The 13,110-nt window shown below is 40.0% G+C and carries 13 protein-coding genes and 1 tRNA gene; 2 read left to right on the forward strand and 12 right to left on the reverse strand.

Annotation, left to right across the window (positions count from 1 at the left end; all coding sequences use genetic code 11):
- Nucleotides 1-11: 11 nt before the first annotated feature.
- Both mutS and QFX10_RS00475 read right to left on the reverse strand, forming a co-directional pair.
- Complete coding sequence (gene mutS, locus QFX10_RS00470) at nt 12-2,618, reverse strand: DNA mismatch repair protein MutS (RefSeq protein ID WP_280606333.1); 2,607 nt, start codon at nt 2,616-2,618, stop codon at nt 12-14.
- A gap of 164 nt (nt 2,619-2,782) precedes the next feature.
- The gene (locus QFX10_RS00475; protein WP_280606334.1) at nt 2,783-2,986 is read right to left on the reverse strand and encodes a hypothetical protein; all 204 of its coding nucleotides are present in this window, start codon (nt 2,984-2,986) and stop codon (nt 2,783-2,785) included.
- A 210-nt stretch (nt 2,987-3,196) separates the two neighbouring features.
- Between QFX10_RS00475 and QFX10_RS00480 the strand changes: the two genes are divergently transcribed.
- Entirely contained in the window at nt 3,197-3,748 is a 552-nt protein-coding gene (locus QFX10_RS00480; RefSeq protein ID WP_280606335.1) for a nucleotidyltransferase family protein, read from the forward strand.
- A 45-nt stretch (nt 3,749-3,793) separates the two neighbouring features.
- On the opposite strand, the gene QFX10_RS00485 is transcribed toward QFX10_RS00480, so the two are convergent.
- The 8 genes from QFX10_RS00485 to pepV form a co-directional block, all read right to left on the reverse strand.
- Entirely contained in the window at nt 3,794-5,221 is a 1,428-nt protein-coding gene (locus QFX10_RS00485; protein ID WP_280606336.1) for an APC family permease, read from the reverse strand.
- A gap of 239 nt (nt 5,222-5,460) precedes the next feature.
- Nucleotides 5,461-5,814: a hypothetical protein gene (locus QFX10_RS00490; protein ID WP_280606337.1), complete on the reverse strand. Its 354-nt coding sequence runs from the start codon at nt 5,812-5,814 to the stop codon at nt 5,461-5,463.
- 9 nt (nt 5,815-5,823) lie between these two features.
- Nucleotides 5,824-6,162 carry a hypothetical protein gene (locus tag QFX10_RS00495; protein WP_280606338.1) on the reverse strand — a complete coding sequence of 113 codons (339 nt, stop codon included), beginning with the start codon at nt 6,160-6,162 and terminating at the stop codon, nt 5,824-5,826.
- Nucleotides 6,163-6,188: 26 nt separating this feature from the next.
- The gene (locus tag QFX10_RS00500; RefSeq protein WP_280606339.1) at nt 6,189-6,638 is read right to left on the reverse strand and encodes a universal stress protein; all 450 of its coding nucleotides are present in this window, start codon (nt 6,636-6,638) and stop codon (nt 6,189-6,191) included.
- Between the two features lie 617 nt (nt 6,639-7,255).
- A tRNA-Leu gene (locus QFX10_RS00505) sits at nt 7,256-7,340 on the reverse strand.
- A 48-nt stretch (nt 7,341-7,388) separates the two neighbouring features.
- Nucleotides 7,389-7,670, reverse strand: coding sequence for a hypothetical protein (locus tag QFX10_RS00510; protein ID WP_280606340.1), 282 nt, complete (start codon nt 7,668-7,670; stop codon nt 7,389-7,391).
- A 13-nt stretch (nt 7,671-7,683) separates the two neighbouring features.
- A complete protein-coding gene (locus tag QFX10_RS00515; RefSeq protein ID WP_280606341.1) occupies nt 7,684-7,923 on the reverse strand; it encodes a hypothetical protein in 240 nt (79 codons plus the stop codon).
- 345 nt (nt 7,924-8,268) lie between these two features.
- Nucleotides 8,269-9,669, reverse strand: coding sequence for a dipeptidase PepV (gene pepV / locus QFX10_RS00520; RefSeq protein WP_280606342.1), 1,401 nt, complete (start codon nt 9,667-9,669; stop codon nt 8,269-8,271).
- A gap of 184 nt (nt 9,670-9,853) precedes the next feature.
- Between pepV and QFX10_RS00525 the strand changes: the two genes are divergently transcribed.
- Nucleotides 9,854-10,699: an NAD(P)H-hydrate dehydratase gene (locus QFX10_RS00525; RefSeq protein ID WP_280606343.1), complete on the forward strand. Its 846-nt coding sequence runs from the start codon at nt 9,854-9,856 to the stop codon at nt 10,697-10,699.
- 5 nt (nt 10,700-10,704) lie between these two features.
- Here the strand turns inward: QFX10_RS00525 and QFX10_RS00530 are convergent, their stop codons facing one another.
- Entirely contained in the window at nt 10,705-11,424 is a 720-nt protein-coding gene (locus tag QFX10_RS00530; RefSeq protein WP_280606344.1) for a pseudouridine synthase, read from the reverse strand.
- A 10-nt stretch (nt 11,425-11,434) separates the two neighbouring features.
- Nucleotides 11,435-13,042 (reverse strand): putative polysaccharide biosynthesis protein, encoded by a 1,608-nt coding sequence (locus tag QFX10_RS00535; protein WP_280606345.1) that lies wholly within the window; start codon nt 13,040-13,042, stop codon nt 11,435-11,437.
- Nucleotides 13,043-13,110: the final 68 nt, after the last annotated feature.

Here is a 13,110-nt window from a genome sequence, read left to right on the forward strand (position 1 = left end):
CCTTAATTCGATTACTCATTTTTTAATTTTTCTTGCCAAGCAAAAACTTTGTTCATCACTTCCATTGGCGTTAATGCCATCAAATTAGTTTGATGCAACTCTGCTAGCACTTCTGTTTCATTGGAATTTGATGCTGACACAAGTTCCGGTTCAAAGAGCGAAAGTTGTGTATCATTTGCTGAAATTTCAGCTTCCTTGATCTCTTCTGCTTGCGTTTCAAATTGCAGGCCCTCATTTGCTTGCCCCTCTAAAGTCGTTAAGATCGTAGCGGCTCGGGTCAAAAGCGCTGATGGCATCCCGGCAAGTTTAGCAACATGGACTCCATAAGAACGATCGGCCGGGCCTTTTTGCATCTTGTGTAAAAAGACGAGCTCACCATCTTTTTCAACTGCCCCTACGTGGATATTAGTCAACTTCGGTAGCTCTTCTTCTAGCGCCGTCAATTCATGATAGTGGGTCGAAAATAGCGTTTTTGCGTGTACATGATCATGCAAATATTCAATGATCGCTTGGGCAAGCGCCATCCCGTCATAAGTTGCTGTTCCCCGTCCGATCTCATCAAACAAGATCAAACTTTTAGCAGTCGCGTGTTGCAAAGCTTCATTAGCCTCTTTCATCTCGACCATGAATGTCGATTCACCTGAGATCAAATCATCAGCTGCCCCGATCCGGGTGAAGATCTGGTCAAAGATCGGCATTACTGCACTTTTAGCTGGCACAAAACAGCCCATTTGTGCCATGACGACACTTAAAGCTAGTTGCCGCATATAAGTACTTTTACCAGACATATTTGGCCCTGTGATCAGTAAAATATCTGTTTCGTCTGCTAATGAAACATCATTGGGAACATAGCTCTGCTTACCTAAAACTTTTTCCACAACTGGATGCCAGCCATCTTTGATCTGCAACGTTTGACTTGTAGTTGCTAATTTTGGGCGTACAAAATGATTTTCTTCACTGACATTAGCAAAACTTTGCAAGACATCTAACTCTGCCAACTTAGACGCTAATTTTTGAAGTCTTTCGATCTGATCTTTGATCTGTTCACGAATATCTTTGAATAATTGGTATTCAAGATCGTATGCTTTCGTCTCAGCCCCTAAGATCAACTCTTCTTTTTCTTTTAATTCCGGGGTAACAAAACGTTCGGCATTGGCCAGTGTTTGTTTTCTTTGATAACGCCCTTCTTCTAATTTACTTACATTAGCTTTTGAGACCTCGATATAGTAGCCAAAAACACGATTGAACCCGATCTTTAACGTCGCGATCCCTGTTTTTTTTCGCTCACTAGCTTCAAGTTCAGCAAGCCATTTTTTCCCATTACGCATCGCATCATGATATTGATCTAGCTCAGTGTTGTACCCTGCTTGGATCAAATTGCCTTCTGTCACTGAGATCGGCGGTTCAGGAACGATCGCCCGCTCGATCAGATCAGCGACATCTTCAACAGGATCAAGCTCACTTAAAAGTTCAGCATAGAGTTTAGGCTCAAGTTGTTCTAATAGATAACGGATCTGTGGCACTTGTTCTAACGAAGTTTTGAGCTGGATCAGATCGCGTCCGTTAACGCTCCCAAAAGCTACTCGTCCCGCTAAACGTTCCAGATCATAAACTTTCGTCAATTGTTCAGTCAAACTTGCTCGTTCAAAATAATTTTCCAATAGATTTTCAACGATCGCCTGACGTTTGATGATCACTTCCTTATCTAAAAGAGGGCGCATGATCCACTGTTTGAGCAAACGCCCGCCCATCGCCGTCTTAGTCTTATCTAAAAGCCACAATAAAGTTCCTTGTCGGCGATCAGTCCGGAGATTTTGCAATAATTCTAAGTTTCGTTGTGCAGCATGATCGATCTTCAAATAGTGTGATGGTTCATAATGTACTGCTTTTTGTAAATGTGATAAAGAGCGTTTTTGCGTCTCTAAGAGATAGGCCAACAGTAGCTCTAACACGTTTTTTTCAGCAGCCACGCTGATCGTTTGGGTCACATAAGAAACTTCAGCAGTGAGGACTTTTGTGTCCTGAACTGAAGTCAGAAGTTTTAATTTATCCAAAATTTGCTTAGTCTGTTGTGAAACAGTCTCATCGATCACGACTTCCCGCGTTTTCAAACTCAACAATTCATTTACGAGTGCATCACGTGTCGTCAAAGTCGCAACTTTGATCTCTCCGGTCGAAAGATCAACATACGCTAGACTGTATTTTTCTTGCTCTTCATGTAACGCCGTTAAATAATTATTTTCGCTTGCTTCCCCATTCTTTTGGTCCATGATCGTTCCAGGCGTGATCAGTTGCACGACTTCTCTTTTGACCATTCCTTTGGCTGCTTTAGGATCTTCGACTTGTTCACAGATCGCAACTTTATAGCCTTTTTCCACTAGAATATCGATATAATTTTGAGCAGCATGGTGCGGGATCCCACACATCGGGATCGGATCGACCGCATTTTTATTTCGAGCAGTCAAAGTCAACTCTAGCAGTTGCGAACCTTTGACCGCATCCTCATAAAACATCTCATAGAAGTCACCTAGCCGATAAAATAAAAAAGCATCTGGATATTGCTTTTTTACGGCAAGATATTGTTCCATCATCGGTGTATTTTTCGTTTTTTGCGGCATCTATCCTAAAATTCCTTTCTTTGAGTGGCTATCATTTGAGCCGAGCAATATATTATTAATTCTATCATTTTTAAAGAACTTATGAAAATACGTTCGCCTAGCATTTTAAAAGTAAAAAAAAGGATGGCGTTACCGTCACCCTTGTATTACTTATCTTCTTTTGATCAATCTTCCGCAGCGTCGATCGCTTGTAAAATGACCCGTAAGTGATCACGTTCACTTTCAGTCTGTTTTAATTTTTCGTCATAAACTGCGACTAAATGGTTATTACGTTTAGTTCCATGTAATTTTTCGCAAACATTGTTGAGCTCAGCACATTTTTGATCTGCTAATTGATACTCGTGTAAAATATCAAGCTTATTGCCCATCACAAAGCCTCCCAAAAAACATATTTATCTTGACTTGATTAATTTAACACTTTTAGCTCAGTTTGTTAACTACCTTTTTTTAAATTTGTGTTACAAAATAGTAACGACTTGCGTAAGATGATACATCTTTGTCAAAAAAAGCTGAGCTATGGTATTATCATAGATACTGTTATTAATATTTTTGCGAAAGGATCAACTTAATCTATTACTATGACACTTGATAATCAATTGATCACACTTATCCAAAATAAACATGAATTTGCAGAAGTTTTTTCGATCTTAGCCAAGATGCACCTGAAAAATGCTTATCTTTGTGCAGGCGCACTCCGCGATTACGTCTGGTGTACCCAAGAAAAGCTTGATTTTCACCTCATCACTCGCAATTTAGATATTTACTACTGTGACCCTAATGAATCATATGAAGAGTATTTGACGCACAAAACCGAACTCAATCAACGCCATTCGAAATATTTATGGGAACTGACTAACATCAGTCTTAAAAACCAAAAATTCCCAACAACGACTGAATTAGACACAGTATTAACAAATTTTCCTGAAACTTGTAGCGCAGTTGGTGTGACCTACACTGAAAATGGGTTTGAAGTTATTGCTCCATATGGTTTAGAAGATCTTTTCTCTGAAACGATCCGCCCAACGGCTGCTTACCTTGAAAAAAACTCACTTGCAACTTTCAAACAACGGGTCACACGTAAAAAATGGCTCACCCATTATTCTAATACGACTTTGATGCTTCCTAAATAAAATCAAAAATGACCGCTAGTTAACCAGCGGTCATTTCGTTATATTTTAATCTTCTTGGTCAGTCGCATGCATTCCATAAAAGATATACACTAAGATCCCCAAAATAAACCAGATCCCTGTCACTAATTTGGCCATATGATCGAGCCCTAAAAAGACTAATAAAGCTCCGATAAAAGCTACCGCTGGCAAAACAGGATAAAGTGGCATCTTAAAACCTGGAACAGGCAGATCTTTACCTTCACGTGGTCGTAGTTTATAGATCCCAAGTGTTACAAACATAAAAGCGATCAATGTTCCTGCAGAAACAAGCTGCGATAAGAAACTAAATGGGAAAACAGCCCCTAAAAAGATCGCTACGATCGACAGCAAGATCAAAGCGTGATTTGGTAAATTCCGTTGATCTAATTCACCTAACCAACTTGGCAAGAGCTTATCACGACCAAATGAATACAAGAGACGCGAACCCGCTAAAGTCATCCCGATCAAAGCTGTAAACATCCCGATAACTGCGATCGCTTGTACAACAGTCGCTACGATCGGATGACCAGCATGACGTAGCGCCCAACCAACAGGTTCAGCATTACCCGTATAGTTCGTGTAGTGGAACATACCGACTAATACAAGTGATACACCTGAGAAAAGAGCTACGGCGATCAAAAGAGAACCTAAGATCCCTCGTGGCATCGTTTTAGCTGGATCTTTTGCTTCGGCTGCATTGGCTGCGATCGAATCAAACCCAATATATGAGAGAAAGATCGAGGAGATCCCGGCATAGATCCCTTGCCAACCACCAAACGAAGTTCCATCTGGATTGACTTTATGTGGTGGGATAAAAGGCTGATAATTTGAAAATTTGATCGCTGTCGCACCAACAACGATGAAAACTAAGATCGCAGCTACTTTTAAAATAACTAATAGATTTTCGACTTGAGCTGCGTTAGACGTCCCGCGTGAAAGCAAGAACGCTACGATCACGATAACTAAAATAGCAATAACATCGATCATCCCGCCATTTGAACCAAAAGCAGCTGAAAGTTGAGCTGGCAATTTAAAGCCAATTGGTTCCAAAAGTCCTTGTAAGTTAGCTGAAAGCCCAGAAGCCACAAAAGCTACCGCAATAAAATATTCAGCGATCAAAGCCCAACCTGCGATCCAGCCAAACCCTTCACCAAAAACAACGTTGATCCATGAATAAGCTGAACCAGCAAATGGTAAAGCTGAAGACATCTCAGCATAAGCAAAAGCTACTAAACCGGCAACGATAGCAGCTGCTAAAAAGGATAAGACCACGGCTGGACCAGCATGTTGCGCTGCAACGATCCCTGGTAAAGTAAAGATCGATGTCGAAACGATCGTCCCTACACCTAACGCCAAAAAGTCCCTGACACCTAACACTTGAAGTAGATGTGCATCTTTTTGCTGATATTCCTTAGGATCTTTTTTTTGCGTCATCTTACTCCATAGTTTACCCATAGAAATCCCCCTATAATTTTTCTGAAAATATATATTAGAATATAGAGATTATAGCAAAGCACTATATCATTAGTCAACAGCAAAAATTAGCTTGCTTTCATCATTTTTTAACATATGTTTTTAAAATTCTTCTATCATAAACTATAAGTTTTGATAATGTTTTATAAACAATTAGTATTTAATTAAACAATTCCTTAATGCAGATGAAAAAACGACTCAAGCTTTCCTTGAGTCGTCCTTTATTCTTTGAAATAATTTTGCAAAAAATAAAACGGTGCGAGTAAAAGATCGACACAACTTGTCAAAAAGTTGAGTGCCAACCGATTTAAAAGATCACTCTCCTGTTTTCGCCGAGTCATTTCAGGTTGTTTTCGTCGTGAACGTTGTAAATTTCCACGCGTTTGCAAACGTGTTTGAAATTTACAACGCTCATTGTATGGATACAAGAGAAAATAATTACTTAAAAAGTAGTAATATAGACCTAAACGTTGCCCTTGGGTGACAACTAAACTCCCTAAGAGTAACAAGACAAACAAACTCACACTACCTTGTAAAAGAAACGTACAATACTGTTTGAAATTTTGTTTAGTCATCGAGCCTGCCTACTTAACTGCTAAAATATTGATCGTTGTAATATTATTCCGCAAAACGATAATGTTACAGATCGAATAGAGCGTCAAAAAGAAAGCAACTTCCGTTAGATCACCAGTTAAAGCAACTAAGATCGTCCCCCAAAAAAAGACTCTCCCTAAAATACTCCAACGACGCTTATCTTTGCTAAGCAACTGAAGCTGTTCATTTTCTTGGCGGTCAAGTTCAGCCGGATGGCGTAAAAGCTTTTGAGTCTGTAGTTTAGCTAACTTCCAAGCTAAACTCAAATTATATCCGGTGAATATAAATAACGCTGCATAAATTATCAAAGAAATCGTATCTATTTGCATTTTGAACCTCTCTTGGGAGGTGACTCTTACCGGGCGACCATCACATCACAATTTGCAACCCGAGTTACGTAACCTGTCACCGATCCCACTAATAATCTTTCAACTGGGTTTAAACCTGTCGCCCCCATTATGATCAGATCATTTTGATGATCTTCAGGAAATTCACGCGCGATGATCCCTCGTGGAGAACCAAAGCGAGCATGCGCTGAAACATCCTTTAACCCTAAGTCATGGACACGCTCGACCAATTTATTCAAGTAACCTTCAACATCTTCAAAACTTTGATAAACTGCGTCTCCATTGGCATCGATCATTCCTGAAAAACTGACCGAAAATTGCTTTAGATCGATCACATTCAAAATGTCCACATGCGCCTTGTTACGCAAAGCGATCTCAACACCACGTTCGAGTGCTTTTTCAGCAGCTTTGGAACCATCGACAGGTATTAAAATATTTTGATATTCTTGTTTGATCATTCTAAGTCCTCCGTTCTCTCTAAGAGTAAGTGTTCTTCCGTATACTAAATTATAACATTTTTATACGCTTCTGTCGCTGACGACAACTAAACACGATCTTTAGCACTTTGATATGAGGTATTTCAAATAGAACTGCTCGCTTTATTTGAAACACACATCGATCTGAAATAGTAAAGAACTTTTGATCACAAACCGCTATTGCCACTGCAGATCTTATAGAGTGAATTTTTTACCTACTTTATATTCAAAAAATCAAATCTATAAAGCCCTACCTAACTCTAAAGTTGGGGAAGATTTTGGAGAACTGGGAAACAATTTCGCTGTTCCTACTTGGTTTTTCTTTTTCGAGCGATCATGAACCACTAGGGGTCTAAAACCTTGTACTAGTATAACACAAAAAAGCGCCACGCCCGATTTTTTCGGGTATGGCATTTTCCATCTAGTGACGGTCTTTCGACCGATCATAGTTCATATTTGATACTAAGATGAGCAAATAGTCGACTTACTGGAGCGATTTAGCTACTAAAAAAGTGCCTTAGATAAAACTGAAAAGTTGATCTAAGACACATTCCGTAGCTTTTTAAGGCTATATCATTCTGATAAACCCTAGTATTATATGCCACTGGCAGGAGTCGAACCTGTACTTGGAAAAACCAAACAGCGACCTGAACGCTGCGCGTCTGCCAATTCCGCCACAGTGGCATCGACCCTTATATTTTACACCAATGGGCCGAATAGTCAAGCTTTAGCTCAACGTTTTGGAAAACTTATCACTGTTCCATACCCATGGAGCATCAAATATTTAGGACCAACTGAGACTCGGACGATCTGTGGTTCAAAACGTACGCCAATGATCCCGTCGCCATCTTTAGCAACAGCGCGCTCGATAAGGAGCGCTTCGACTTCTTTATAGAGATCATCATAGTTATCGACCTCATCAAGTTGTTCGGCTGTCAAAGTTTTTTTGACAGTTGCATTAACGATCCCTTTGATCGTATATGTTCGATTGATCTCACCAGTTGTTAAAAACACTTACTTCACCTCATTAAAAAAATATCCGATAATTATGTTGATCGATATTGATGATCTCACGCCGATTATTCTTGGTCTTCATCCGTAAAAGCGTTTTGAGCATCTTATGTAGCTTTCTATCATCGTCTAGTTTAGCTACCAACTTATTATCAACATTTAAAAAGAGCTCTTCACGTCGACTTAACACTTGAAAAAGTGTTTTTTGTGGATCTGGTTGGGTCAAACACTTTCTCAAAAAACTTTTCTTTAACATCGCTCTTTACTCCTGCATGTAATTTGGAAAGTACAGTTTCCCTTTCCTAAATTTTTAAGGCGTACACGTAGCGTCGATGGGCTCAACACTAGCTAGCAAAGAGTTGGATCAGACTGTCAAAGCAACATTTGACCCGACCGAAAGCCACTGTGTTAAGTTGTGACTACGATCAATTCGATCTTGGCGCTAACTGCTTCAGTTACACTTAGCTTTCCCTGAAGTTATCGCTTGCCCTCATCTTTTCACTACTTATATTTTACGTCACTTTGTTTTTTTTAGCAAAGTTCAAGTCAAGCATTTACTAAAAAACGGTCAAGACTGTTATGTCTGACCGTTTTTTAGTAATTATTTGATCAATTCGTAGATCGCTTGGGCATAGATCGCCGTTGCTTTAACAAGATCATCGACTGGAATAAATTCATTTGCTTGGTGCATCGTATCTGGTACACCTGGGAACATCGCTCCAAAGGCAACACCACGTTCCATCAAACGACCATAAGTCCCCCCACCAACAACTTTACCGCTTGCTGGCTCGCCAGTCTGTTCTTGATATACATCAAGTAAAGTTTTGACCATTGGATCTTCTGGGGAAACATAATGTGGCACTTGTAATTTTCCACTGCGTTTTACGGTGATATCTAAAGGTGTAGCTGCTTTTTCTAAGCCATTTTTGATATCAGTTTCATCCATTCCCTTTGGAAAACGGAAGTTCAAGGTGATCTGACCACCTTTACCAGCTTCAAAATTATAGATCCCAGAGTTCATCGTCAGATCGCCCATGATCTCATCAGTATAAGCGATCCCAAATTTTTCCATCCGTGAATCACGATGTAAATAATCTGCTGTAAAGTTGATAAATGCAGCAGCAGCGCCACCAAAAGCAAATTGTTGTAAAAAGGTTGCCATATAAGTAGCTGCGTTTTCACCATTACGTGGTTCTTGCGCATGTGCTGCCTTTCCAATGATATGCAAATAAAGCGCGTCACCTTTGCGATAAGCTGTCCCTGTGATCGGATTAGCTGCCACAAAAGCATCAAATGCTTGTAAGATCTCTTTATCTTGCGTTGTTTTTAAATAGACTTCTGCATCGCGTGGGACCATGTTTTCACGTAGACCAGCATCAAAACTCAATAGTTCGACTTGTCCTCCGTTTGTCCCTGCAACTTCAGCGATAAAGCTGACATTTCCCTTTTCACCATTGATGATCGGGAAAAAAGCATCAGGTGAGAAGCCAAAATCTGGCTGGGGCATCTTTTCAAAATAATGAGTCATCCCACGCCATTGACTTTCTTCATCTGTTCCTAAAATGAAACGAACTTTCTTTGAAACAGGTAAGCCAGACTCTTTTACGATCTTTAAAGCATAGTAAGCTGCCATACTTGGACCTTTGTCATCAGAAGCGCCCCGCGCATATAAACGTCCATCTTTAATGACTGGTTTGAAAGGATCTGTATTCCAGCCTGCACCAGCAGGCATTACATCCACATGAGCTAAGATCCCTAAAGTTTCATCACCAGCACCGTATTCGATATGTCCAGCTAAGCCATCAAGCTCAAGCGTTTCAAATCCATCCCGCTTTGCGATCTCTAAAAATTTATCTAAAGCTTCTTTTGGTCCTGGACCAAGTGGTGCTTCTGCTGTTTTGTTTGCTTCGTCTCGAACGCTTTCGATCTCGAGCATTGTTTTTAAATCTGCGAGCAAATCTTCTTTATGCTTATTTGCTTCGGCTTGCCAATTGATTGCCATAAAAAAACCACCTTTACTTTTCTATACGGTCATATTCTATTTTAGCATATTTTTCTTTAGAACTCTTTGCTCACCTTATCACTTAACTATATAACGACTGCTTTCTTTGTTACAATCAAGATATAGCAAAAAAGAAAGGTGTTGACAACGGCTGCTTATCATTGAGAACCCAGCCCACAAAGCAATGAAATACATTACAGAAAAGATCCTAGACCAAGTTATTTGTAAACGTCCTTTAAATAGTCACAAAGGTGATTATGGTAAGATCTTATTGATCGCCGGTTCAAGTCAAATGGGAGGCGCAGCTCTAATGGCAACTAGTGCTACAGTTCACAGTGGCGCTGGCTTAGTAACATGCGCGACTTCAGCTACAAACAAAACTGCTTTACATACCTTGATCCCAGAAGCGATGTTTCTTGATTATACTGATCAAGCTGCTTTAGTTGAAAAGATCTCAAGCGCTGATGTGATCGTTGTAGGTCCTGGCTTAGCTCAAAGTCAAACAACGATTGAGATCTTAGAACTTCTCTTTTTGGAGATCCGACCAACAACAGCGCTTATCATTGATGGAACTGCACTCACACTTCTCGCTAAATATCCAAAATTACAGACTCAATTACCAAAATGTCCTCTGATTTTAACACCACACCAAATGGAATGGCAACGTCTTTCACAGATCAAGATCACAGACCAAAAAGATCCTACCAAAAATCAAACTGTCCAACAAAAATTACACGCTACTGTCGTTTTAAAAAAATTCCAAAGTGAGATCTATCACCAAAATGGCACGATCTCACAGCTAACGATCGGCGGTCCCTACATGGCGACTGGCGGAATGGGAGATACTTTAACGGGGGTCATCGCAGCTTTTCTTGGGCAATTCAAACAAGTCGAGCGCTCATTAGCGCTAGAAGCAGCAGTCTATCTCCATAGTGCTGTAGCTAGCGAACTTGCGCAAACACGCTATGTCGTCTTACCAACGATCCTAAGTTCCCAGATCCCTTTTTTTATGGCACGATATTCAAAATAACTAACTTATTTTTGTTTCAAGCTGGCCAATTCTTGTGGCGTCAAGGCCCGATATTGACCAGCTTTTAATTTCTCATCTAAGCTTAAAGTCCCCATTTTTAAACGTTTCAATTCTAAAACATGAAGCCCTACAGCTGCAAACATTCGCTTGACTTGATGATATTTACCTTCAGTGATCGTGATCTCTACTAGACTTTCAGCTTGATCGTGATCATAAGAAAGGATCTTTAACTGCGCTGGTTTCGTTACCTCGCCATTTTTTAATGTGAGCGGTGCTTTGAAAGTTGCGATCGTTTCTTCAGTCGCGATCCCTGCTAGCTTAGCGCGGTAAGTTTTAGCAACATGCTTTTTAGGAGCTAAAAGCTCATGGGCCAAGGCACCGTCATTTGTAACAAGCATAAGTCCAGTCGTATCTTTATCTAAGCGTCCCACTGGAAAAAGATCTGGTCTTTGATCGCTAGGAGTTAATAGCTCGATGATCGTTTTTTGCGCTTTATCAACAGTTGCTGATAAAACACCTTGAGGCTTGTTGAACATATAGTAGTAATATGTTTGATAACGCAATGGTTTTCCCGCATAACAGACCTCTACTTCAGTCGGTTCGATCTGCTTTTTTCCATCAACTATGCACTTGCCATCGACTGTGATCTGCTTTTTTTTCAAAAGCCTTTTAACTTCTGAACGCGTTCCTAAGCCGACCTCAGCCAAATATTTATCTAATCTCATTTTTATTTCCTCACCGTAAACGTAATTTTATCAATCTCGTCAGTTTATGGGCAACATTTTCCCCTAAGATCTGTTGGAGCAACCGACTCTTCAAACATAAGCCCAAATATAAATAGCCGCCAACTCCTGCACAAAGACACAATTCTACTAAAGCTAAGATCCGACTATTTCCCGGGAAAATCAGCTGCCACCCCCAAGTCAAACATAAGACAATAACAAACATCAAAAGTGCATAACTTAATAGTCGATTGAAATTTTGCTGTAATTTTGCGGTTGGTAGATCATATTTATAGTATAAAAAGCGTAACATCAAATAACTTGCAATGATCATCGCGATCCCAGTTGCAACGATCGGTCCAAAAACATGAAGCCAAGCTGTCAACGGATACTGTAAGATGAGTTTTAGCAATAAGCCTATGGCAGTATATTTGATCGCTTGTTTATTTTCATAGATCCCTTGTAATAGAGAACCTAGCACATTAAATAACCCCATGGCGATCGTCATATAAGCTGAAACAGCTAAGACATAGATCCCTGTTTGATCATAGCCATAAAAAACAAGATATAACGGACGACTAACTGCTGCCATCCCTAAAACCGCTGGAAGCATCACAAAAAAAAGTAGCTCTAAGGCACCTAAAAGTTGCTCCTGTGTCAATTCACGTTCACCTTTAGTAACTGCTTCACTCAATAACGGGATCGCTGTTGTTGCCATCGCCGTGGATAATGCTACAACGATCATGATCAATTTGTTTGCATTACCTGCAAACAAAGCATATAACCCATTGATCGTTTCATAACTATACGAAGTTACTTGCTTCAAGATCACAGGGAAGCTAAATTGATCGACTAAATTGAACATCGTCATCGCACAAGCGATAAAAATAAACGGCAACGCTTGGTATAGTACTTCTTTTAATAATGTTTGATCTGAGATCTGTAATTTATTTGCACTTTGTTGCTCTAACTGAACTAACTTAGGTCGCTTTTTCAAATAGTAAATGATGAGCAGTAATGTGCCCCCGATCGCTCCTATAAAAGCAGCAAACGTTGACTGCCAAACACCTGCTTCATATGAACGACCTAAAACTTTGACGGTAATAAACGTTGCTCCTAACATATAAATGATCCGCACTAACTGCTCAATCAATTGAGATAGAGCTGAAGGTGCCATATCTTGAAAACCTTGGAAATATCCCCGTAAAAGACTCATCGAAGGGATCACTAAAAGTGCGATCGAAAGTGAGCGGTAGATTGGAACGACTTTTAGATCCCCTTGCGAAATATATGGAGCGATCCACCAAAAAACAAGTGTACATAGCGCGCCTACTAAAAAAAGCGTTACTAAACTCGCCTTAAAAAGTCTTTTTGAGACTTGATACTCATTTCTCGAGTTGTAGTGGGCAACTTGCTTAGCAACAGCTGATGGGATCCCCGAGATCGCGATCATTAGAAAAATACTATAGACTGTGTAGCCTTTAGTATAGAGCGCATTAGCTTGGAGCTTATCTGCTCCAAACCAACTATACCAAGGAATGATATAGATCGCTCCTAAGACTCTTGAGATAATGCTTCCTGCTGTCATCCAAGCTGAGCCTTTCAACATCTTAGACTTCATCGTCTGCTCGCTCATTATTTTACCTCACATCATAATTATTTATGCTTTAATTTTACCAAAAAAGCCTA

The organism is Ligilactobacillus faecis, from assembly GCF_029889745.1.
GTDB lineage: Bacteria > Bacillota > Bacilli > Lactobacillales > Lactobacillaceae > Ligilactobacillus > Ligilactobacillus faecis.

Excerpts from the sequence above, each read along its gene's own strand:
- mutS (WP_280606333.1), bottom strand. The coding sequence starts at position 2,618 with ATGCCGCAAAAAACGAAAAATACACCGATGATGGAACAATATCTTGCC.
- QFX10_RS00475 (WP_280606334.1), bottom strand. The coding sequence starts at position 2,986 with ATGGGCAATAAGCTTGATATTTTACACGAGTATCAATTAGCAGATCAA.
- QFX10_RS00480 (WP_280606335.1), top strand. The coding sequence starts at position 3,197 with ATGACACTTGATAATCAATTGATCACACTTATCCAAAATAAACATGAA.
- QFX10_RS00485 (WP_280606336.1), bottom strand. The coding sequence starts at position 5,221 with ATGGGTAAACTATGGAGTAAGATGACGCAAAAAAAAGATCCTAAGGAA.
- QFX10_RS00490 (WP_280606337.1), bottom strand. The coding sequence starts at position 5,814 with ATGACTAAACAAAATTTCAAACAGTATTGTACGTTTCTTTTACAAGGT.
- QFX10_RS00495 (WP_280606338.1), bottom strand. The coding sequence starts at position 6,162 with ATGCAAATAGATACGATTTCTTTGATAATTTATGCAGCGTTATTTATA.
- QFX10_RS00500 (WP_280606339.1), bottom strand. The coding sequence starts at position 6,638 with ATGATCAAACAAGAATATCAAAATATTTTAATACCTGTCGATGGTTCC.
- QFX10_RS00515 (WP_280606341.1), bottom strand. The coding sequence starts at position 7,923 with ATGTTAAAGAAAAGTTTTTTGAGAAAGTGTTTGACCCAACCAGATCCA.
- pepV (WP_280606342.1), bottom strand. The coding sequence starts at position 9,669 with ATGGCAATCAATTGGCAAGCCGAAGCAAATAAGCATAAAGAAGATTTG.
- QFX10_RS00525 (WP_280606343.1), top strand. The coding sequence starts at position 9,854 with ATGAAATACATTACAGAAAAGATCCTAGACCAAGTTATTTGTAAACGT.
- QFX10_RS00530 (WP_280606344.1), bottom strand. The coding sequence starts at position 11,424 with ATGAGATTAGATAAATATTTGGCTGAGGTCGGCTTAGGAACGCGTTCA.
- QFX10_RS00535 (WP_280606345.1), bottom strand. The coding sequence starts at position 13,042 with ATGAAGTCTAAGATGTTGAAAGGCTCAGCTTGGATGACAGCAGGAAGC.